The sequence below is a fragment of the Pedobacter sp. Hv1 genome, assembly GCF_001412215.1.
GTDB lineage: Bacteria > Bacteroidota > Bacteroidia > Sphingobacteriales > Sphingobacteriaceae > Pedobacter.
Map to the genome: position 1 here is coordinate 86,629 of NZ_LLWP01000001.1, position 22,410 is coordinate 109,038.

Sequence of the window (22,410 nt, forward strand, 5' to 3'; positions counted from 1 at the left end):
AAATAATGAACGAACTATTAAAAATCCTTAATGAAAGGAAAGACAACATCAAATCATTGCATTTTGACAATGTAACAGGATATGCTACCATTGAATATTTTGGTAAGTATGGAGTTAAAGACCTAATAGAGTTTAGGGAAGATGAAGGTGAAGAATTAGGCCAATCACTATTCTTCGATTTTAAAAGAAGTTAAACCATAGAAATTAACAATTATGAAAATATTTAAAAGCAAATGGGGCAAATGGACTGATTTAACAATCGGAAATTATTGTGAAACAAGGTATTTATTACAGGGCCGAAGACATTCAAATGGTAAAGTTGAATTTAGAGTTGTTAAATCCAGTGCCATTTTTTCTGCTGAAAAACTACAATTATCGGATTTAGAAAAGTTAACCTAAAAATAAAATGAAAAAACTAGCAGGAGCACTAAACAGAGCTACAGGAGTTAGCGAATTAGTATTTGACAATACAACAGGTAATTGCACAATTAAGTTCTATGATGAAAGATTAGAGCCAAATATCATAGATTTCATTTCAGATGATGGTGAATTGCTAATAGACTTTTTAAATAACGCATAATTAATGAAACACGAGATAACATTAGGCGATAATACCATAGTAGCGGCGACACACAATTAAAAATTAAAACCTTAAGGTGTATAGGAAACCTTTTTAATTATGAATGTAGGACAATTAGAAGAAATCTTTAGAAATATCAAGGATAAGTCTATGGATGTTATGCTTGATCAGTTCGATGATCAGTTCGATGATGAGTGCCGTTATGGGATGGCACAAAAAGCATTTGTAAAAGGAGTTCAGTTTCAAGCTCCAGATGTCCCAAAAAAGGAATGGCCAACAATTGATTGTTTGGTGATAACAGATAAGATATGAAAATAAACTATTTAACACCTATTAAGTCAACGCATTTGGGTTGTGCATGTTGTCCAGGCAACAATCAAATCTTAAGCTATGAAACTCGTTTATATTATGGTTTTGGCGGTTATTTAGTGCTGAAAAATGGTAATATTTATTACCAAGCATCTTCGGGTGATGAGTTCTTCGGTTCAAAAACATTATTAGATATTGAGAAAGAAGTTTGTTCAGATCATGAAAATGACTATCGCATTATTTTATCATTACCATTGCGTGGTGCGGAATGGCAAAGGAATTTAGATGGCAATTGGTATTTAATTTCAGAAAATTCAGGCTTTGCATAATGGAACAATGGCATATATCGTGTAACGGCAAGAACTGTCAACCTGAGTTAACTAGTTCTGAGGTTAAGCAACCTTATCCAGTTCTTACATTTAATCTTAATGGAGTTAACTTCTTTGTCGAATTTGATAACCAAAGTGATTACATGGCTGCAGTCTACCATAAACAAATAAACGTAACAGTGGTATCATATAACCGTGGTAAACGGTTTGCTGGTACTGCATTTAATAAAAAATAGATGAAAAAATCAGATAGAGAGTTTGTTTTTAATAAATTCGGAGGTAAATGTGCTTATTGTGGCAACGAGTTATTAAAAGGTTGGCACGTTGATCATAAAGAACCAATAGGCCGTCGATGGAAGTATGTTGAAGGTTCGGCAATCATTGATGGTAAAAAGGTTAATTTAACCAGTCGTGAAATATCAAGATTAAAACAAGAAGAGTTTGATATGGCTAAAATAGAATGGTTTAAAACAGTTAAGTCTATTGCGGATGGCTGCGATAACCCTGAGAATGAATGTATCGAGAATTATATGCCCGCATGCGCAAGTTGCAATATTTTGAAGTCAAGTATGGGATTAGAAGGCTTTAGAAAAACGATAGCAAATTTTATTAACTCATTAAACCTTTATCACAATCAATATAAGATAGCCAAGCGATACGGCTTAGTAAGTGAGACTTCCAATCCAGTTATTTTCTATTTCGAAACATTTAACAATATTTAATATGTCATTCTTAACTAAAAAAGAAACAGCAATGATAAGTGCTGTCAATGCATCTAACAGTATGCTTCTGGATCAACGTAAGGAACTAATAGAAAATATTAAATACAATGCTCGTCTGCGTTCAGATGGTTACCGTAGACCAGTTAAAATATTTCTATCAGTTTTGTCTAATTTAAAAAATAACGCTATTGCTGCGGACCTCCTGAAATGATTAAACCAAAAGAAGCTAAATGCGTCGATTGTGTACCTGACGCGGTTATTAAGCCTTTGATTGCGAAACGGTGCTGTATAGGCCCACACTTTCATTATCAGAAGTATCAACAAGCCAAGTATACTTTGAATGCAACTAATAGAAAAAGAAAAAAAGCCCAAACGCTGCGGACAGCAAATAACGGCCAAACACTAGGTAATTGGTTCAATGAGCAAATAAATCAAATGCCAAGATGTTGTGAGAATTGCGATATCTACCTTAGTCCAAATGCTCCATGGTCATCACGAGCGTACATTGCACACATAATACCCAAACGAAACTTCATTAGTGTAATGGTCCATCCATTAAATCGATTATTCTTATGCATCGATTGCCATACTAAATTTGACAATAGCTTAAGCAAGGAGATTGTTAAAATGAAATGTTGGTCAATTGCGGTCGAAAGGTTTAATTCTTTTAAACACCTAATATCTTTTGAAGAAATATCAAAATTACCACCATGCCTTGAAGAGGTTTATTGAAATATATTTTCCAAACATGAAAAATTTGCAAATGTAAAATATCATCGTATATTTAGCCATAAGACAGACTAAGTATAGACCATGATTGAAGTATCTGTAAAAACCCAAATCAACGACTTTGAAAAACTCGCAGCACAGCTTTCAGACAAAGCTGTTGCCACCGCAACATCAAGGGCAATTAATAGGGCTTTAACAAGCGGTGTTGTATTTATTAAAAAATCTATTAAATCAGAGTTTAATATTAAAAACGCAGATTTGAAACAGATGAAGATTAACAAATCCTCATCTAGTAGTCTAACAGGGACAATAGCAGTGGGTCGTAGACCAATAAGCTTAACACACTTTAATCCTGTATTCTATACTTCCAATAAAAATGGAGCCTCCAAAATTTCGATTAATCGTAGGGGGAATAAAACTATTAAATCAAGCAGAAGCCAGTCTGGTGGAGGTGTTACCTTTGAGGTGTTCAAGGGTAAAAAAGTTAATATACCATATGCATTCATGATTAATAATGATAAGCAAAAACCTGTTTTTGCAAGGGGAAAGTACGTGGGTGGTGGTAGTAATTACAACTTCATTAAAAGGGATAAGCGCTTAGTGAGTACAGGTCCTGACCTTCCAATAACCAAACTAAATACTACGTCAGTATATGGTGCATTACAGAACAGGACTGTTAACAAGGATGTTAATACGACAGTGATGGATTTGTACTCTAAGAGGTTAGAGGTAGAATTAAAAAACTTAATAAATAGACTTTAGTAATAATAAATTAAGAAGTACCAACCTCTGTAGGTTTTTTGGGTCCTCCCTATCCCCTACCGATGCGGGGTGGTAAGCTCCCAAACTTTAACACGTGGGACCAGTTTTGTAAGTCCGAATTTCTAGTTAAATAATAATGACCGTTAAAAGTGATCAATTTCTTTCTAAGAGTGCTTACGCAAGATACCTTGGTGTTAATGAAAAAGCAATTCGAAAAGCGATTGAAGAAGGCAAGATAAAAAAAGGCTATGATGTTGTAAAAAAGAAAGTTAACGTAAAAGAAGCAGATAAGGAATATGGATTTCTACACAAAAATGCAACTGCTAAACCAGGAATAAGCAAAGCAAAAAGAGTAGATAAAATTACTGACAAAGTGTCTGTAGCAAGTCCGAAAAAAGTAGTCAAGTCCGAAAAAATACAAAGTCCGAAATTTGATACCGATAAAATTGATAAGTCCGAAAACTTAGATGATGAAATAACCGATGATTCCGAAGATTTAGATTATGAAACTTTATTGCTCAAGATTCCTGTTCATGACAAACTTGATTATAAAGAGACTGTCAGGAGACGTGAGATCCTGCAGCTTGCATTGGATAAGAAAAAGCTGGAAGAATTAGAAGGTGTTCTTGTTCGGAGAAGTGACGTATATAAAGCTTTGTACGCTTTGGGTAGTCAATTAAAAAAGGCGATAAGTTCAATACCAGCGAGGTGCATTGATGATGTTCTTAGTGCTGAAAATAAAGTGGAAGCAATAAATGTTCTTAATGATGAAATCACAAACGTGCTTAATACATATGCAAATTTTAGTAAAGTGAACGTCTCCCCGAAAACGTAAATGAACAATTATAGTTTAGATATCGACTTGTTACCAGTGGATGGTTTTGATTACTCCATCTTAGATGGGTTTTTATCTGCTATACAGCCAGATCCAATTATGACTGTATCAGAATGGGCAGATACAAATAGGGTATTACCAACTACCGTTGCAGAACCCGGGCCTTGGAGGACAAGTAGGACACCATATTTAAAAGAAATAATGGATAAGCTATCCGTTATTGATCCTGCTCGTGAAATCTGGTGGCAGAAGCCTTCACAGGTTGGTGCTACTGAAGCAGGTAATAACTGGTTAGGCTATATTATAGATATTGCAGCTGCTGCAACTATGTACGTTATGCCTACTGACCATCTGATGAAAAAGACGTCAAAGACCAGAATTCAACCAATGATCAAAGATAGTGATAGGTTAAGGGCTAAAATCAAACCGTCAAACAGCAAGGAAGGTGGAAATACAATTTTGGACAAGGAATTTGACGGTGGTTACCTAACAATGATTGGTGCTAATTCAGCTGTTGGACTTTCTTCTACGTTCGTCAGGTTTCTTTATATGGATGAGCTGGATAGATATCCCCAAGATGTGGATGGCGAAGGTGATGTAATCGGATTGGCAAAAACAAGGACTTCGACATTTGGAGATCGTAGAAAAATATTTGGCCCATCAACCCCAACCATAGATGGATTAAGTATTATCTCAAAAGAAATTAAAAAAACTGGCCAGAGACATTTTTTTGTTCCGTGCTTAAGCTGTGGAACCATGCAGCATCTTAAATTCTCACAATTAAGATATGAAGAGGGCAAATATGATGATGTTAGGTATGAATGTGAGCATTGCAATGACCTAATACCTGAGAGACAAAAAACCAAAATGCTTCAGGCTGGTCAATGGAAACCCCTATTCCCAGAAAAAGAAGATGGATTTGTTTTCGGATATGTGATGAATGCCTTATACTCTCCTTTAGGTTGGTATAGTTGGGCCCAAATGGCAAAGGAGCATGATGAAGCCCAGAATGATATTCCAAAACTTATAGTTTTTACAAATACAAAACTTGGAGAAACCTATAAGATAAAAGGTGAGCAACCCGATTGGGAAGCTCTTTATAATAAACGCGAAACTTACAAGATAAATACACCTAATGATAAAGTCGTTTTAATTACTGCTGGAGTCGATATACAACCCGACAGGATCGAAATCGAAATAGTTGGGTGGGGAAAAGGTAAAGAGAGCTGGAGTTTGGATTACCGTGTTTTCTATGGTAGTACAAATAGTGAAAATGATATAGTTTGGGATAATCTAAAAAACATTGTCAATGAGCAATGGACACGAGAAGATGGTGCGGTCCTTCCACTTAGGATGATGGCGGTAGATAGTGGCAACAACACCAATGTCGTGTATAGTATATGCCGTAAATTTGATAAAAGCAGGGTTATTCCAATTAAAGGAAGAGATACAATGGCCGTAATTGTATCTCATCCAAAACCCGTTGACACTGCTCAATCCGGGAAAACCATTAAGGCTGTTGAGGTGTGGTCAGTGGGTGTTTCATTAATTAAAGCAGAACTATATGGATGGTTAAAGTCCCAAATAAAAGAAGATCAACCTACGCCATTTGGATATTGCCACTTTCCAATGTACGATGAAAACCATTTTAAAAGTATAACAGCTGAGAAAATGGAGTTTGTTAAGGATTCAAAAGGCTATACCAAGCCCAAATGGGTAAAGAAGTATGAAAGAAATGAGAGATTGGATTGTCGAGTATATGCCAGAGCTGCCGCAAATGTCGCTGGAATGGACAGGTGGACTGATGAGAACTGGGAGACATTAAATAACAATTGCTTAGACAGCATTATCAAGGTTGAGAACAAACCTAATCCAAAGAAAAAACCAGGCAATGATTTCTGGCGTGGAAGATAAACTTATTCATCATTTAAATTAATATCAATATGGAAATTGAAATCCCTCAAAAAATTGAAGAAATCATAATCAAGGCCGCAAGTGTACATTTCGGTTTAGAAGTAAAAGAGTATACCGAGAATAGAAGTAAAGACCATTACTCATCCTATCAAAGGTTCATTGCTATTTATCTATTACGTGAAAACACCCTACTTTCTTTCGAAGCTATTGGGAAATTCTTTGGCAGAAAAGATTGTACCACAAGGAACGGCTATAATCAAATAAGTGGCCTTGAAGCTATCAAAGATAGACGAACAATAACCGATATACGTGAAATCACAAGCATTATAGATAGTTTTACAGAACAAAAGAAAAAGAATTATTCATAATGTATACTATTGAACAATATAATATCTTAAGTTCGGCTATTGCACAGGGCGCATTACGTGTGAGGTATGGCGATAAAGAGGTAGAATATAGATCTTTAAAGGACATGTTGGCGGTTCAGAAACTTATGTATGAAGAGTTATTCCCGACTAAAATAAAAACCTCCAGAACATACGGTTCATATTCAAAAGATATTCAATAATGGATTTGCTAAATAAGTTGTTTCGGGCTGTTGCCCCAGGTATTGCGGTAAAAAGGTTGCAAAACCAAGCTGCTTTTGACATATTGGATAAAGGTATCAGAAAATACGAAGGTGCTGGAAAAGGCCGCAGGTTTAGCGACAATAACTTGCAATCATTATCTCAAAATACAGACACGAACAACTCGCTTCCAATGCTAAGGACTCGGTCACGTGATGCAAATAGAAATAATCCATATGCTAAAAATGCCACCCGTAAGATTACAAACAATGTTGTTGGTACCGGAATATTGGCAACTCCGGTAAGTAAGAGCAAACCAACCGTCAAGAAGGTTAAAGAGTTGTGGAAAGCATGGTCGGATAGCATAATGTGCGATTATGATGAGTTGCAAAATTTTTATGGTATCCAGGCACTTGTAATGGATACTGTTGTTAAATCTGGTGAATGCGCCGTTAGAAAAATCTTAAAGAAACTAGATCCCCTTACCAATTTGGTACCTTTACAGTTACAAGTATTAGACCCAGATTTTATAGACCTTGATAAAAATAAAAAACCTGGCGATGGGGATTACATTGTCAATGGTATCCAGTACGATGCGTTAGGTAAGAAAAAGGGGTTTTGGATATTCTTATATAATCCTAAGGAAGTCAAGTCAGAAAGTATACTAATACTAAAATCTGAGATATCACACATTTTTAAGGTTGAAGATCCAGGACAAAATCATGGGTCACCTTGGAATTCGTCTATTATTTTACGAATGTTAGATTTTGACGAACTTGAGGATGCCCAGATAGTGAAACAAAAAGTTGCTGCATGTTTTGCGGCCTTCGTAACTAAGCCGGATGCAACATCCGGTATGCCAGTAGATGATGGAACAAATATTGCCGAACGTCTTGCGCCTGGTGTTATAGAGCGTCTTGCTCCTGGTGAAACCATTTCATTTTCATCGCCACCATCAACCGAAGGATTTAAAGATTTAAGTAGACAAAGTTTACAGGGCCAGGCAGCGGGAATGGGCATGAGTTATGAAGTTTTTTCTGGTGATCTGTCAAATGTTAATTTTAGTAGTGGCCGTATGGGTCATTTAGAATTCCAAAGGGGGATTGAGATCATCCAATGGAATATGCTCATCCCAATGTTTCTTGATCAGGTATGGGGATGGTTTATTGAGGCAGCTGTTCTTTCAGGGCTATTAAGTAATAACCAGGTAACCGTTTCTTGGACACCTCCTCGCCGTGAAATGATCGATCCATTAAAAGAAATACAGGCAAAAATAAAATCTATTAGGGCTGGATTAATTAGTTGGCAAGATGCAGTTAGAGAACTTGGTTATAATCCTGAAGATATAATGGCACAAATGATTGAAGACAAAAATCGTTTTGATAATGCCGGAGTAATGCCCGAAAGTGATCCTCGATATGATGCAGATAAAATGGGTAAAATCATTGAAGAGCCGATTGATAAAACCGTGTAATCTGATTGAGTTTTTAACATTTTCTAACAAATAAGTGAATTATAGCATAGTTAATGCACTTTTTTGCGATATTAAAATTGTTAGTATTTAAAGATGGAATAATTATTAAGTAATTACTTAATAGTGTAATTTTGTTGTATAATAAAAAGCCCCCAAGTTGTGAGCTTGAGGGTGTACCAATAAATCTGCCGATTTATTGTTTCTATTCACTGAACAGATGGTATTGCTGACCATCCTTTAGGTATTATCTTTTTATACAGAATTTGAAAAGCACTTGCAGGTGCTTTTTTTATTATAATACAAATATAATGATAGCTTACCATCTTATCTCAGTACTTTATCCACAACTTGTGAGACTTTAACCCTATTTTAATCATTTATTTGTCAGATACAGTAATAATTTTCCGTAAGTTATTAATAATCAGCAATAACAAAATCAAATCGAATGTTTATAATTTTAATAGTTAGAAGTTTCCATGTCTTCTCCTTTTTCGGTTATTCTTAGTCTATCTTTCGTCTATTTATGATTTTACAATGGGGATATCTTTACTCCCATGAATAAAACACTACAACTTCCTTTATCAACCCGTGCAGCTATAACACAAAATAGTTATAACGAAACGGATAAAACTATTGAGGTTGTTTTTGCTACCGAGACAGAAGTCAAACGTAGAACTTGGGACGGTACTAATTACATCGAGATTTTAGGGTGTAAACCTGAAAATGTAAGATTAGAACGTGTTAATCAAGGTGCCAATCTAGTAGATAGCCATTCAACTTGGACTATTAAATCTATTCTCGGTGTTGTAGAAAGAGCTTGGGTCGAAAACAAACAATGTAAAGCAATTGTGCGTCTGTCTCAAAGAGAAGAGGTTGCTGGTTATGTTCAGGATATCATCAGCGGCATAACAAGAAACATTTCTGTTGGTTATGCAATTCATACAACAGATATCACTGAAGACAATGATAAAAATACTATCACTGTCAGAGTAACCGATTGGGAGCCTGCCGAACTATCTGTTTTATCTGTTCCTGCTGATCCAAATGCAGGCATTCGCTCGCAGACACCGGCCCAAAATTTTCACGAAGTAAAATATAATACTAGAAATATGCCTGAAGAAACTCCAGCTGCGGTAGCAGCTCCAACTACTCCGGCCCCGGCTACAGCAGCTGCGGCCACTGCTGCCGTTGTGCCTGCGGCAGATGCTAACGCTATTGGTGCAGCAACTACTACTGAACGAACCCGCATTTCTGATATCCAATTAGCAGTTCGAACACATGGCATTACCGATGATGCTTTTTATCAGAAGCTAATCACAGATGGATCAACGATAGATCAAGCGCGTGCATTGATTTTGGATGAATTGGTAAAACGTCAAGCTCCGGCATCTGTTACAGCTACATCAGTAACAACTGTTGGAAAAGTAGGTGATGATGAAGGGACAAAAACTAGATCTGCTTTAGAAGAAGTCTTAATTCATAGAGCCAACCCTTCAATCGCATTAGTTAGTGATAAAGCGAAAGAATTTCGTCACGCCTCTTTATTAGATATGGCCGTTATTGCATTAAACGCAAGAGGTCACAATGTTTCACTTGGTTCTATGAGTAAAGATGAACTAGTGAAACGTGCTATGAGCAGTAGTGATTATCCAATTATGTTGGGTAATGTAGTGGATAGGTCGTTGCGTGCGGCTTATGATGCTGCTACACCAGAATGGCGAAAATTTGCAAGTAAAAGGAATGCATCTGACTTTAAATCTATTAGTTCTGTTGGAGTTGGTGGTGATTTCAAACTGAAAAAAGTTCTAGAGAACGGGGAATATAAAGAAGCCAAAATGGTAGAAACTGGTGATAGCTTTAAGCTTGATACTTATGGTCGTATGATCAGTATCACACGTAAGGCTATAATTAACGACGATCTTGGTGCTTTTATGCGTTTTACGGATTTGTTTGGCCGTGGAGCAATGGAATTACAGTCAGAGATTGTTTATGGCCTACTAACTGCTAATAGCGGAGGTGGTAGAATTTTATCTGATGGTGTAACATTATTCAACGCTGCCCATAAAAACTTAGCTGGGACTGGAACTGCGCTAGGTGCAACTTCATTAACCGCTGCTAGATTGGCCTTGAGACGTCAAACTGGTTTAACTGGTGAGAAAATCCTTGTTCGTCCTAAGTACCTTGTAGTACCACCAGAACTTGAAACTTTAGCATGGCAATTGGTATCTGCCGCAATCTCACCAGGTTCAACTTCGGATGCAAATCCATTCAAAGGTGCTTTCGAGGTGTTGGTTGATCCATTTTTGGAAGATCCTAAAGCATGGTATCTATTAGCAGATCCTTCGACAATTCCAGTTGTAGAATATGCATTCCTAAATGGTCAAGAAGGTCTATATACAGAACAAGAAATCGATTTCAATACTGATAATTTAAATATTAAAGTTCGCACTGATTTTGCGGCCACCATTGAAGAGTTCAGGGGTGTCTACAAAAACCCGGGTGCATAAAAATACTTTTTGGTTAAGGTAAACTAGGTGTAAATGGTTGGAAAGCCTGTCAAACGGCAGGCTTTTTTTTAAAACAAATCAAATGAAAAATAAAATACAAGTAGGTAAAATTTTAGATTATACCAATACAACAGGTTCGGCAATTACTTCTGGCTCATTAGTGATTTTTGGCATTTTATTCGGAGTAGCCGTAACAGATATTGCTGTTGGAGAAACTGGTTCTGTAGAAATGACAGGGGTTTTTGAGTTCCCTAAGGCTTCAGGCGCTATTACCCAAGGCGCCAAAGTATATTGGGACGCAACAGCTGGCAATGTAACAACGACGGCAACTTCAAACACTGCAATTGGTGGTTGTGCCGAAGCAGCTGCTACTGGAGCGACAACTGTTAAAGTTCTATTACAATCCTAATTTGCAATGAACCTATTTGATACGCTACAGGATACGGCTTTTTCCATCGTCTCAAACACGATGGGATATACTGCAACCTGGCAACCATCGGTAGGTGAAATACATACAGCTGAAATCCTATTTAATGACGCTACTAAAACAGCCAAACTGCTCGATCAGGAATATTCTCCCAAGAATTGTATGATCGAATATAAATCAGATGATTTTACTGGTCTGAAAGAGTCAGCTGATGCCGGCAATGAAGAGATTGTGACAATAAACGGAATACAGTATGGTGTTCTGGATGTGAACAGCAAATTTGATGGAAAAACTATGTTGGCGCATTTAACATTGGTCTAATGGATTTTAGAGCTTTAGAAATTAATATCGCCTCATTTCTTTCATCAAAAATTGGGAATCCAAAAGTTGAGGTTATTGAAATTCCAGAAAACGAAAAGGATTTTGAAAAAGTTTTTGGAAAAGAAATGATCGTAGTAGCGTTTAGCGATGAAGAGCCTGATGCGAATATTAAATCAACAAGTGCAGTTTACCAAAATACTGAAGTAACATTTGCTTTTTTAATCCAAACGAAAAGTTTAAGGGGTACAACAGATAAGCTGGGTGTTTATGAACTTCATAAATTGATCAAGAAGTATATGATTGGTTATCACCCAGAAAACGGCTCTACGTTTAGATATGCCGGATTTAAGATGCAAGATAAGGTTGATGATGTGTTCCAATATGCAGTTTATTTTAAAACCAAAGGATTTTCGTTACAAGAAACAGATAATGAAGATTTACCTATTAATTTAGTTAAAAAGGTAACCTATTATTAGTCCATTATCAAAACTAAAAACCAACCAAACATGAAGAAATTTAAGTACAACGGAAGCGGACAGCTTGCATTTACGCATCAAGGATTTGATTTTGTAATCCACGAAAGTGGGCCACATGATCTCCCAAATGAAAATGAATTAGTTATCAGTTTGGTTAAACAGGGACTACTTACAGAAGTACCCGCAGACAAAAAAAAGGTATTAACAACTAACAATTTAAGATAATGACATATTTGCATGGAGTGGAAACTATTGAGGTTCCTAACGGAAGTAAATCCGTAAACATTGTAAAATCAGGAGTAATCGGTTTGGTCGGGATATCAGCGATAGGCCCAAAGAACCAGGTTATTATGGTCAATGGAGAAAGGGATGCTGCTCAGTTTGGCAAACAAGTTCCAGGATTTACAATTGCACAATCGTTGGAGGCTATTTTTTTACAAGGTGCTGGATCTGTACTAGTTGTCAATGTATTTGACCCCGCTCTTCATACTTCAGCAGTTACCGCTGAATCCAAAACTGTTGTAGATGGTACGCTAAAATTAAGCGCCTCTCCTATCGGAACAGTTACGGTTTTGGATAGTGAAGGTGCTGCAACCTCATTTGTTTTAGGAACAGATTACAGCATTGATGAATACGGCAATTTTAAGGTACTAAACGGTGCAATTGCAAACGGAACTGTACTTAAGTTTACCTTTGCGAAATTAAACGCAGCGGCTATTACCTCTAGTGTAATTGTTGGGACTTATGATTCATCAACCAATGTAAGAACAGGAATCAAATGTTTCGATACCGCACTTGAGACTTTTGGGTATAATCCAAAAATCATGATCGCTCCTGGATATTCGAGTTTGTCTGGCGTTTCTGCAGGTTTATTACAGGCAGCGGAGAAATTTAGGGGTATTGTATATGTTGATGCTCCAGTGGGAACTACTGTTGCTGCTGCCATGGCTGGTCGTGGTCCTTCCGGAACATTTAATTTCAATACCAGCAATAAGCGTGTTGAGCTTTTATTCCCACATCTTAAAAAATACGACCCAGCAACAGATACAAATGTAAGTTTTCCTTATAGTGCATTTCTTGCTGGTGTAAGAGCTGCTGTAGACCTTACAGATGGGTTCTGGGTATCATCATCAAATAAAGAAATAAAAGGCATAGCTGGGACAGAAAGAGCCTTGAGTTCAACACCCGGTGATGTTAATAGCGATGTCAACATACTTAACGCTGCTGGTATCACAACTGTTTTCAATACATTCGGGTCAGGCCCTAGAACATGGGGTAACAGAAATGCTTCATTCCCAACTGAAACAGGTATCTCTAACTTTACGAATATCGTTCGTATAGCAGATGTGGTTACCGAAAGTCTTGAACAAGCATCATTGCAGTATATAGATCAGCCTATTAGTCAGGGTTTGATCGATAGTATCCGTGAAAATGGGAATGCGTTTATGCGTATTTTGATTGGCAGGGGCGCATTGTTGCCAGGATCAAAAGTTCTTTACAATGAAAATGATAATCCGCCTGAAGAACTGGCTAATGGACATCTAACGTTTGAATTGTTATTTATGGGTCCTACTCCATCGGAGCGTATAACGTTCAAGTCATATCTCGATATCAGTCTATTTTCAAGCATTTCATAATACAATAAATCATGTCAAACAAAATTTCGATCAATCGATTAACAAACGCCAATATCTATATGGATGGCGGAAGCCTTTTAGGTAGAGCTGAAGAGATTACCCTGCCGGATGTGAAATACAAGGAGTCAGACCATAAGGCTCTTGGAATGTTTGGAGAAATGGGTTTTACCTCTGGTATGGAGAAGCTGACCTGTAAGGTAAAATGGAATTCACTTTATCCTGAGGTTCTTAAAAAAACTGCCAATCCATTTAAAGCGATTAAGTTACAGGTTCGTGGAAGTATGGAGATCTACGAGGGTGACGATCGAGTAGATCAAGTTCCGGTTGTAGTTTACCTGACCGTTAGATCTAAAGGTACACCACTTGGAACATTTAAGGCTCAGGACAATGTTGAAGGCGAAACTGAGTTCGCTGTTTCATATTATAAACAGGATATAGCCGGAGAAACGATTACTGAGGTAGATGTTCAGGCAAATATCTGGATTGTTGATGGAGAAGATCTTTTGGCCACTTACAGGACTAATCTAGGTATCTAAAATATAGGCTGAAGCAGCATGGATGATTCTCTGTCATCCGGCTGCCGATGCTTTTTTAAATAAATAATCAAAATCAATAAAAATGGCAGAGCAAAGTAAAAATATTGAATTGAGTGGTGGCAAGATTGCCACCCTAGGAGAATTTAAAGGTAAACACATCCTTTTGGCCCAGAAAGTATCTGGTGAAGATAAGGATAAAATGATGTTTGCCTTAATCGCAACCTGTGTAAAGATAGATGGTAAGCCTGTTGTAATGGAGGACCTAGAAGATATGCCTGGTCCAGATGTCCTAAAATTAATGGGGGAATTTAGCGAAAATTTTTAATTGACGGGGACGATATAATGTTCCTGGCATACATGTCCCACACATCTTTAGTTGACATTTTAGAAATGGATGCTAAGGATGTTTCTTTTTTCTACAAGTCCGCTGTAAGGCTGCACAACAAATTAAATCCCAAAGAAAATGGCTGATAAAAGCATCAAAATTGCACTCGTACTAACAGCAATCGATAAGATGTCTGCTGTGGTAAATAAAGCAAATAAAAATGCCAAGGCCGCTTTCTCTTTAGGTAAAAATTCAGCGTTATTGGGCGTAGCATTGGCTGCCCCACTCTATGGAGCTGTAGAAGCTGCTCAAGCCTTTGAAACCAAAATGATAGACATCCGAAAACAGATGTCTGTCGATACTCCTGATACAGTTAAAAAAATGACTGCCCAGGTAATGGAACTAGGCATGGAACTACCTCTTGCAACCGATGAAATCCAAGATATGATAGCAGCTGGTCTGCGCATGGGTATTGCAGAGGATAAGGTTGTGAGTTATACCAAGGAGGTAACCAAAATGAGTTCTGCGTTTGATATACCAGCTGGTGAAATTGCAGATAGCATGGGTAAAATATCCAATGTATTTAAGATACCTATTGAAAAAGTTGGTGATTTTGCTGATGCCATAAATTATCTTGATGATAACACAATGGCAAAAGGCCCCGAACTAATCACTGTTCTTCAAAAAATTGGGGGTATGGCCAGAAACCTTGAACCCAAAAAAGCAGCCGCACTAGCGGCAGCAATGTTGTCATTAGGAGAAAGTCCAGATACAGCCGGAACCGCAATCAACGGAATGCTCGTAAACCTGTCAAATGCCACAATGGGGACAAAGAATTTCCAAAAAGGTATTCAGATGCTAGGAATGGACAGCGCTAAGTTGCAGAAAACCATGTCAAACCCACTGACCGCCCAGAATGGTATCATAAGTGTATTTGAAAAAATAAATAAACTAGGAAAGGATAAGCAGTCAGAGGTATTAGTTAGGTTATTTGGCAAAGAACACGGCCCAAAACTAACTAAGTTGGCAACTGGGATAGAGGAATATAAGAGGCAGTTAGGACTGGTAAATGGTGCCGAAAAAGGATCAATGAACAAGGAGTATCAGAAACGGGTTCAAAGTAGTGTAGCTCAGTGGCAGATGTTCAAAAATAGAATGACAGAGGTTACCGTAAAAGCGGGAACTGCGTTCCTTCCTACCTTTAATAAGCTCGCCCTATCCGTTGGTAAGTTGGTCGAAAAGATTAGTGCCTTTATTGATCGTAATCCTGAATTGGTAAGTTGGCTTACTAAGGCAATAGCATTTTCTGCAGGGTTATCTTTTGCGGTTAGTGGTTTATCATTTGCATTCGGTGGTGTTTCGAAAATTATTAGTTATACCACCTCAACTTTGAAAATTCTTAGAGCCGGTCAATTAGCTTATCTAACTGCTACTGCAGCAGGTTCATCAGCTTCAGTAAGTTTTACAGCCGCACTAAAGGCAATGAACATGGCGTTTTTAACCAACCCAATTTTTTTAATTATTGCTGGAATTGCGACGGCAGCGCTTTTAATTTACACTTATTGGGAACCAATTAAGGCATTTTTTATCAATTTATGGAATAAAATATCTGGTCCACTATCAATTCTATGGGAATTTATAAAGATGGTTTTCTGGAATTTTTCGCCATATGGTATTGTTATAAAGAACTGGGGTAAAATCGCAAATTTTTTCTCAGGTTTATGGAGTGGTATTAAAAAGATATTTAATTCTGGTTTACAATTGATTAAATTTTTATTTCTAAACTTCACTCCTTACGGTTTGATTTTCAAACATTGGTCAAGTATCACAAAATTTTTCTCTTGGATTTGGAATAATGTAAAAATTATATTCTCAAAAGTTTGGAATTGGATAAAATTCCTTTTTCTAAATTTTACTCCGTACGGATTGATCATAAAACATTGGTCTACTATTTCAGCATTCTTCTCAAAAGTTTGGGCCAAAGTTAAAGACATTTTCTTTTCAGCGGTTTCATGGATAGGAAATCTACATTTAAAGTTTTTTAATGCGGGTAAGAATATGGTGTCTGCAATATGGAATGGTATAAAAGCTATGGCCAGCAAACCCATTGAGGCAATAAAAGCTATTGTTGGTAAAATACGTGACTTCTTTCCATTTAGCCCAGCTAAGACAGGCCCTTTAAAGGATATACATAAGATAAAACTTATTGAAACTATTGCCAATACAATTAAACCAAAATCACTTGTTAAAGCGGTTAATGATGTCATGGTAAAGGTGGGCGGTATATCAGGAAGCAATAATAATCCTATACGGATGAATCCGTTTAACGGTGGTTCTACCGTCCATTTTTCACCCGTGATTAACTTATCAGGATCCGCAACAAAAGAGGATGGTAAAATGATTACCGAAAGTTTAAAATCGCAGTTTAACAGGTTGATGAAAGAACATAAAGAAAATAAACAAAGAATAGCCTATTAATATGTACGCACAACTCGGGAGCATTGTTTTTAAGGGACTTTATAATTTTACCGACTTCAGCTTTGCTGGTGATGAGGCTAATTTTGCTCAATTTGATCTAATAAACAATAAAGCTGCCCTTCAATTTACAGGACTTTCTTTGACAGAGATTTCTGCGAATATTACAATGAATGTTGAGTTCTGTAATATAACACAACAACTACAGGCTTTAAGAGCTTCAAAAGACAAAGCCGAGGTCTTACCTCTTTTAATGGGCAATGGTTCGTATGTAGGTGATTTTGTTATTGTGTCTATCCCTTATAGCATAGATGAAGCATTTGCTGATGGAACATATAAACAGATCTCTATGCAGTTAAGCCTTAAAGAATATGTAAGTATTGACAAACTTGAACAAAAAAGATTGTCTGCTGTAAAAAATAGCCTAGCTACTGGGAACAAAAAAACTTCAACGCCAGTTTCTGTTTTACAGAAACCAACGCCACAGAAAGACATCGCTTCTTCAGTAACAGCTACAAAACAGCAATCTAGAAGTGTGAGTGTGGGTATTAACGAAATGCTAAATGCCCCGAACACAATAACAGCAGATAGGATATTGAAAGCTGCCAAAAACGGCATTTCTGATGCAGCAGATCTTATTGAAAAACTAGATAAAAATATTGAGAATACTTCTGGAAGTTCGGTTATAAAAGATGCGACAGTATTGGTTATGGGAAGTTTAGGAAATATTGCAGCTGCTTATCCTTACGGAAATAATCCAACAACCTCGATCCTTAATAATGAACTTATAACAAATACCAGGAGGCTGATGAAAAGTGCAAACTCATTATTTCAAAAAGTAATTATCCGAAAATAATGGCAAGTATACAATATATAACAACAGAGGGCGAACGATGGGATAATGTTGCTTTCAAAATGTACGGTAATGCAGGTCTTTCTGCTATTCTTATAAAGGCTAACCCAGAAGTAAGCATTTCAGATGTCATTGATCCAGGTACTGTTTTAGATATCCCTGTAATTCAGGAATTCGAAGCAGAAGTTAATTTAGATCTTTTACCACCTTGGAAACGTTGATATGAATGTAGCATCACCTACATATTTGGTATTGTACAATGGTAAAGATATCAGTGAAGATGTTTCGCATAGCCTAATTTCCTTAAATTATGAAGATAAGGTAAGTGGTGAAGCAGATGAATTGGAAATCACTTTGGAAGATAAAATGGGTAGATGGCAGAACGATTGGTACCCACAAAAAGGCGCTTATCTCACTGTTAATATTGGAATATCTGGGAAAAATCTTGACTGCGGCGTGTTCCAGATAGATGAGATCGAGTTCACAGGCCCACCTGACCAGATAACAATCAAAGCACTTTCTACAGGTTTTTATGGAAAGCTAAGGACTAGAAAAGGTTATGCACATGAGAATAAAACACTTTCTGAAATAATCCGTAGCATTGCTGCGAAGATAAAATATAATGTCATAGGTAACATTGAAAATATTAGGATCGGAAGGTCAACTCAGAACAGAGAAACCGACCTTCAGTTTATTCATAGATTGGCATCCAATTATGGTTACAATTTTACGATAAAGGGAAAGAACCTGATTTTCATTAAACAAACTGAACTCGAAGCAAGAAATACATCCTTATCGATTGATAAGACTCAGGTTACTAGTTGGGGGTTCAAAGATAAGACTTCCCAAATCTTTAAGGGGACTGAAATAAAGTTCCATAACCCAAATGCTAATGAAGTCATAAGGTCTGTAAGGCCCGCCAGCTTCATTGATCAGGAAGAAGATTATTCTAGTCAGTTGGATACACTAGAGCTGAGAGGGAAGGTTGAAAATGAAGAACAGGCTAATGTTATCGCCAGTGCATTGATACACAAAACGGTAAGCTTGCAACAGACTGGAAGTTTTGAAACGACGGGAAATGTACTATTAGTTTCCGGAAACAATATTGACCTTACTGGTTTTGGCGCTTTATCCGGTATATGGCACATTCTAACATCTACACATAATCTTAGCGCTTCTGGATTTACCACTAGCGTAGAGATAAAACGGATAAACATATCAAGTTCCCCAACTAAGAAAATTTCAAAATCAAAGGCTCCAGTAACAACTTACAAAGTAAAATAATGCTAAAATTTGGACATATATCAGAGGTCAATGTTAAAAATGGTCTGGCCAGAGTGTACTTTACAGAAGATGATTTTGTTAGTGCACCATTAAAGATGGCTGTGAATAGGTCAGGAACTGATAAAACCAGCTTTCCTTTTAACATCAACGAACATGTGTGTTGCCTAATGGATGAAAACCTTGAATATGGTGTTATAATCTGTGCGGTATACGATGAGAAAAACCTACCACATGCAGATGCAGGCGAAAACATATTAAGTATAAATTTCGGTGATAGTTCGTCTATTCTTTATGACAGAAATTCACATACTTTGACCTTAGATATCAATGGCAATATAAATATCAAATGTAAAGACGCTAAAATCGAAAGCTCAGGCAAAATCGATGTTGATGCAACAAAGATTAACCTAACGGCTGTTGATGTCAATATTGAAGGTATTTTGAATGTTAGTGGTGCAGCAACAATCAAAGGTGTAGTGAGTATGGGTGGATTGGCCGGAATTGATGGCGCCCCTATCCCCGGTAATGATGTCGAGCTAAATGTAGCTTCACTTTCTGCAACTACTGATGTTTCTGCAGCTGGTAAAAGTCTAAAAACACATATACATACATCAGGTGCCGCTGGCGCTCATACAACACCACCGATATGATAACTCAATTAACACCAACCTCAAATTTTCAGCTAAGTGCTGTTGGAGTGGGTGTTATTGCTTTAGGACTAGCTGACATTAGGCAATGCATAGACTTTATATTAAGGACTATCCCCGGATCAGACCCTCTTCGCCCCCTATTCGGATGCGACATCTACAAATATGTTGACAACCCGATTACAACAGGAGTGCCTAATATGAAAAAGGCAATCTTTGAAGCAATTGAACTTTGGGAGCCACGAATTAAGGTCACATCAATCGTTCATGAAATCAATATTGAACAGATTTTATTTAGCATAACATACCAGGTTGTTGATGGTGATATGATAGATACTTTATCATGGTCAATTAATGGCAATAATATTGGTAGTAATACCGGACTTATTTTATCAGCTAGTATTCCCACAAAGGTTAGTATTGGTAGGTATAATATTACTTTGAATGTAAACAAGGATAGTGTATATCCTTTACCACCTAAATTTGGATTTGCCAATGCAACAGATTTGTTAGTCTGGGTGAAGGATAATTGGGGAGCATATGGGAAATGGTATCTGACCTCAAACAAGATTGTCTTGTATTTTGGTGGGTTTTCAGTTTATTCAGCAAATATGTTGGTTACCCAGACTTCAATGCTCACTATGTCAACTGATATTCCAATATTAGACACTGGTTCATTTTATAACCTCTCATTTCTGATAGATGACAACATGCCTACACCTATTTTCCCAATAGAAACAATTAATACCATCGAACAACTTCTTATATGGTTGACAATTAATTGGAGTTCGTATGGAAGTTGGTATGTGAATAATACAAATGTGTTTATAGGCGGGGATTTTAATAACGACTTCAATGCAGATTTTGACATTGGTGAATCTACACCAGGACGAAATTTGATGTTTCAAACAAATCTTTTTTCAACAGCAAGTTTAGACTTTATATAATGGCATTGGACGAACCTATTTTCTTTGATACAGATAGTGAAAAGCTGGTGGCCGAACTTAAGTCGGACTATGAAGCTCGTGTAAACTTTCCTTTATCTCCAGCGCAGAGTGAAATGTTATTGATACAGTCTTTTGCATATAGATTTCAATTGACATTAATACAGGCCAATGAAGCCGCAAAGCAAAATCTATTGGCTTTCGCAAAGTATCCAATGCTTGATTATTTAGGTGAATGGTTGGGTGTAGAGAGATTACCGGCCAGTAGTGCAAAATGCACGATTAGATTCAACCTTATTGAAGGTCATCCTGCTATAAGCATTCCAAAAGGAATCAGAGTACAGAGTATTGATGGAAAAGTCGTTTTTATAACACTAGAGGATATTGAAGCTAATCTATCAGATGAATTTGTTACGGTTTTAGCTGAATGTACAAACGAAGGAGAAATAGGTAATAATTATAGTATTTCTGAAATTGGTGTTATCCTGGACCCACAGGCTTATGTGTCAACCGCTTTGAATGTTGGTATCACAAATGGTGGTACCGATGCTGAATCCGATGATAGATTAAGGGAACGTATCAGATTAGCACCATCAAGTTTTAGTTGCGCCGGACCACGTGGCGCCTACATATTCTTTGCTAAATCTGCGCACAACAGCATTATAGATGTTGGTATTAATTCTCCAACGCCTGGAACTGTAGCTATATACCCGCTTTTAGAGAATGCCGTTACGCCTTCGACTGAAATTATAAACGCTGTTTACGCTATCTGTAACGATGATAAGGTTCGTCCATTGTCCGATACGGTACTGGTTTATCCCCCAACAAAAAAGATTTATTCTATTTCGGTAAACCTTATCCTACTTAGCGGTGCAGATTCTGAAATGGAGAAAAAGAAAGCTGAAGATAGCCTGAAAATCTATGCGGATGATAAAAAGTCAAAACTAGGTTTAGATGTTGTGATCAGCCAGATTTCAGCTGCGGCCAGTTCGAAAAATGTTTATAAGGTACAGGTAACAAGCCCTGTTGCTGATGTTACTGCTGCTATTACCGAAGTGAGTTTTTGTAGTGGGATTACAGTAAATGTAACTGGATTTAGTGATGAGTAATATACTGGCAACAGCAATTAGAAATATACCTCATCTGGTCGCATTTGACGAGATGGCCAAAAAGAAGATTGATGCTTTGGAGCTGGAGAAGCTTTTGGTCTATATCGTAGATACAGTTGATAAAACCGTATTGCCATTTTTAGCTGAACAGTTCGACGTTTTGGGCTATAAAGGGATGAAACTCGCAACTACAGAAGAGCAACAGAGGGAGGTAATAAAAAAGGCGATTGAACTTAAAAGATACAAAGGGACTGTTTGGGCTGTAAAGGAAGCTTTAAGAACGATCGGTTATCCAACAGCAATTATAACCGAAGGAGTTGGAAGCGGACCTAATGGATGGGCTGAATTTAAAATCTTACTAGACGGTGGTAATAATTTTATCAGTGCATCTAGTATAGATGATATACTTAAAAATGTTGAAGAATACAAAAACACAAGAAGTCATTTGGTTGGGGTGTCATTCAGCATCGATTTAGGAACAGAGAATATTAACCTCACTGATGAGAGTGTAGAAAATCCTTCGGTGATTGATGAAGATGTATTAACAGTCGGTAGTGGCTTTAGATACGATGGTGCAAACGTGTATGACGGTTCAAAAAACTATAGCTCTGACAGCGATATTTTAGAAATGGAAATTATAACAACTTAA

29 protein-coding genes are annotated in these 22,410 nt (G+C 37.1%); all 29 read left to right on the forward strand.

What is annotated here, in order from left to right; translation table 11 throughout:
* Positions 1–5: 5 nt before the first annotated feature.
* Positions 6–194 carry a hypothetical protein gene (locus AQF98_RS00450; protein ID WP_055129946.1) on the forward strand — a complete coding sequence of 63 codons (189 nt, stop codon included), beginning with the start codon at positions 6–8 and terminating at the stop codon, positions 192–194.
* A gap of 19 nt (positions 195–213) precedes the next feature.
* Positions 214–399: a hypothetical protein gene (locus tag AQF98_RS00455; RefSeq protein WP_055129947.1), complete on the forward strand. Its 186-nt coding sequence runs from the start codon at positions 214–216 to the stop codon at positions 397–399.
* Positions 400–406: 7 nt separating this feature from the next.
* A complete protein-coding gene (locus AQF98_RS22105; RefSeq protein ID WP_161805831.1) occupies positions 407–580 on the forward strand; it encodes a hypothetical protein in 174 nt (57 codons plus the stop codon).
* 99 nt (positions 581–679) lie between these two features.
* Positions 680–892 carry a hypothetical protein gene (locus tag AQF98_RS00460; RefSeq protein WP_055129948.1) on the forward strand — a complete coding sequence of 71 codons (213 nt, stop codon included), beginning with the start codon at positions 680–682 and terminating at the stop codon, positions 890–892.
* Positions 889–1,218: a hypothetical protein gene (locus tag AQF98_RS00465; RefSeq protein ID WP_055129949.1), complete on the forward strand. Its 330-nt coding sequence runs from the start codon at positions 889–891 to the stop codon at positions 1,216–1,218. Before AQF98_RS00460 ends, AQF98_RS00465 begins: the two co-directional genes overlap by 4 nt.
* Before the next feature lie 236 nt (positions 1,219–1,454).
* A complete protein-coding gene (locus AQF98_RS00475) occupies positions 1,455–1,940 on the forward strand; it encodes an HNH endonuclease (RefSeq protein ID WP_055129951.1) in 486 nt (161 codons plus the stop codon).
* A gap of 1 nt (position 1,941) precedes the next feature.
* Positions 1,942–2,151: a hypothetical protein gene (locus AQF98_RS00480; protein ID WP_055129952.1), complete on the forward strand. Its 210-nt coding sequence runs from the start codon at positions 1,942–1,944 to the stop codon at positions 2,149–2,151.
* A gap of 602 nt (positions 2,152–2,753) precedes the next feature.
* Positions 2,754–3,431, forward strand: coding sequence for a phage tail protein (locus AQF98_RS00490; RefSeq protein ID WP_055129954.1), 678 nt, complete (start codon positions 2,754–2,756; stop codon positions 3,429–3,431).
* Between the two features lie 136 nt (positions 3,432–3,567).
* Positions 3,568–4,266 (forward strand): hypothetical protein, encoded by a 699-nt coding sequence (locus tag AQF98_RS00495; protein WP_055129955.1) that lies wholly within the window; start codon positions 3,568–3,570, stop codon positions 4,264–4,266.
* Positions 4,267–6,180 (forward strand): phage terminase large subunit family protein, encoded by a 1,914-nt coding sequence (locus AQF98_RS00500; protein ID WP_055129956.1) that lies wholly within the window; start codon positions 4,267–4,269, stop codon positions 6,178–6,180.
* A 29-nt stretch (positions 6,181–6,209) separates the two neighbouring features.
* Positions 6,210–6,548, forward strand: coding sequence for a helix-turn-helix domain-containing protein (locus AQF98_RS00505; RefSeq protein ID WP_055129957.1), 339 nt, complete (start codon positions 6,210–6,212; stop codon positions 6,546–6,548).
* Complete coding sequence (locus tag AQF98_RS22420) at positions 6,548–6,748, forward strand: phage head-tail joining protein (RefSeq protein WP_369816905.1); 201 nt, start codon at positions 6,548–6,550, stop codon at positions 6,746–6,748. The genes AQF98_RS00505 and AQF98_RS22420 overlap by 1 nt, the downstream gene beginning before the upstream one ends.
* Positions 6,748–8,220, forward strand: a complete 1,473-nt coding sequence (locus AQF98_RS00515; protein WP_055129959.1) for a phage portal protein — start codon at positions 6,748–6,750, stop codon at positions 8,218–8,220. The genes AQF98_RS22420 and AQF98_RS00515 overlap by 1 nt, the downstream gene beginning before the upstream one ends.
* A gap of 554 nt (positions 8,221–8,774) precedes the next feature.
* On the forward strand, positions 8,775–10,727 hold the full coding sequence (locus AQF98_RS00520; RefSeq protein WP_055129960.1) for a prohead protease/major capsid protein fusion protein: 1,953 nt from the start codon (positions 8,775–8,777) through the stop codon (positions 10,725–10,727).
* Between the two features lie 82 nt (positions 10,728–10,809).
* The gene (locus tag AQF98_RS00525; protein WP_082434895.1) at positions 10,810–11,136 is read left to right on the forward strand and encodes a DUF2190 family protein; all 327 of its coding nucleotides are present in this window, start codon (positions 10,810–10,812) and stop codon (positions 11,134–11,136) included.
* Positions 11,137–11,142: 6 nt separating this feature from the next.
* On the forward strand, positions 11,143–11,475 hold the full coding sequence (locus tag AQF98_RS00530) for a hypothetical protein (protein ID WP_055129962.1): 333 nt from the start codon (positions 11,143–11,145) through the stop codon (positions 11,473–11,475).
* Complete coding sequence (locus AQF98_RS00535; RefSeq protein ID WP_055129963.1) at positions 11,475–11,951, forward strand: Gp37 family protein; 477 nt, start codon at positions 11,475–11,477, stop codon at positions 11,949–11,951. The genes AQF98_RS00530 and AQF98_RS00535 overlap by 1 nt, the downstream gene beginning before the upstream one ends.
* A 30-nt stretch (positions 11,952–11,981) precedes the next feature.
* The gene (locus AQF98_RS00540; protein ID WP_055129964.1) at positions 11,982–12,176 is read left to right on the forward strand and encodes a hypothetical protein; all 195 of its coding nucleotides are present in this window, start codon (positions 11,982–11,984) and stop codon (positions 12,174–12,176) included.
* On the forward strand, positions 12,176–13,588 hold the full coding sequence (locus AQF98_RS00545) for a phage tail sheath subtilisin-like domain-containing protein (protein ID WP_055129965.1): 1,413 nt from the start codon (positions 12,176–12,178) through the stop codon (positions 13,586–13,588). Before AQF98_RS00540 ends, AQF98_RS00545 begins: the two co-directional genes overlap by 1 nt.
* Positions 13,589–13,599: 11 nt before the next feature.
* Positions 13,600–14,124 (forward strand): phage major tail tube protein, encoded by a 525-nt coding sequence (locus AQF98_RS00550; protein WP_055129966.1) that lies wholly within the window; start codon positions 13,600–13,602, stop codon positions 14,122–14,124.
* An 82-nt stretch (positions 14,125–14,206) separates the two neighbouring features.
* Positions 14,207–14,449, forward strand: a complete 243-nt coding sequence (locus AQF98_RS00555; RefSeq protein WP_055129967.1) for a phage tail assembly protein — start codon at positions 14,207–14,209, stop codon at positions 14,447–14,449.
* A 138-nt stretch (positions 14,450–14,587) separates the two neighbouring features.
* On the forward strand, positions 14,588–16,927 hold the full coding sequence (locus tag AQF98_RS00560) for a phage tail tape measure protein (RefSeq protein ID WP_055129968.1): 2,340 nt from the start codon (positions 14,588–14,590) through the stop codon (positions 16,925–16,927).
* 1 nt (position 16,928) lies between these two features.
* Positions 16,929–17,780, forward strand: a complete 852-nt coding sequence (locus AQF98_RS00565; RefSeq protein ID WP_055129969.1) for a phage tail protein — start codon at positions 16,929–16,931, stop codon at positions 17,778–17,780.
* Positions 17,780–17,998, forward strand: coding sequence for a tail protein X (locus AQF98_RS00570; protein ID WP_055129970.1), 219 nt, complete (start codon positions 17,780–17,782; stop codon positions 17,996–17,998). The genes AQF98_RS00565 and AQF98_RS00570 overlap by 1 nt, the downstream gene beginning before the upstream one ends.
* 1 nt (position 17,999) lies before the next feature.
* Positions 18,000–19,061 (forward strand): phage late control D family protein, encoded by a 1,062-nt coding sequence (locus AQF98_RS00575; RefSeq protein ID WP_055129971.1) that lies wholly within the window; start codon positions 18,000–18,002, stop codon positions 19,059–19,061.
* A complete protein-coding gene (locus AQF98_RS00580; protein ID WP_055129972.1) occupies positions 19,061–19,711 on the forward strand; it encodes a phage baseplate assembly protein V in 651 nt (216 codons plus the stop codon). Before AQF98_RS00575 ends, AQF98_RS00580 begins: the two co-directional genes overlap by 1 nt.
* Positions 19,708–20,655, forward strand: coding sequence for a GPW/gp25 family protein (locus AQF98_RS00585; protein ID WP_055129973.1), 948 nt, complete (start codon positions 19,708–19,710; stop codon positions 20,653–20,655). Before AQF98_RS00580 ends, AQF98_RS00585 begins: the two co-directional genes overlap by 4 nt.
* Positions 20,655–21,761 carry a baseplate J/gp47 family protein gene (locus AQF98_RS00590; RefSeq protein WP_055129974.1) on the forward strand — a complete coding sequence of 369 codons (1,107 nt, stop codon included), beginning with the start codon at positions 20,655–20,657 and terminating at the stop codon, positions 21,759–21,761. Before AQF98_RS00585 ends, AQF98_RS00590 begins: the two co-directional genes overlap by 1 nt.
* Complete coding sequence (locus AQF98_RS00595; RefSeq protein ID WP_055129975.1) at positions 21,754–22,410, forward strand: phage tail protein I; 657 nt, start codon at positions 21,754–21,756, stop codon at positions 22,408–22,410. The genes AQF98_RS00590 and AQF98_RS00595 overlap by 8 nt, the downstream gene beginning before the upstream one ends.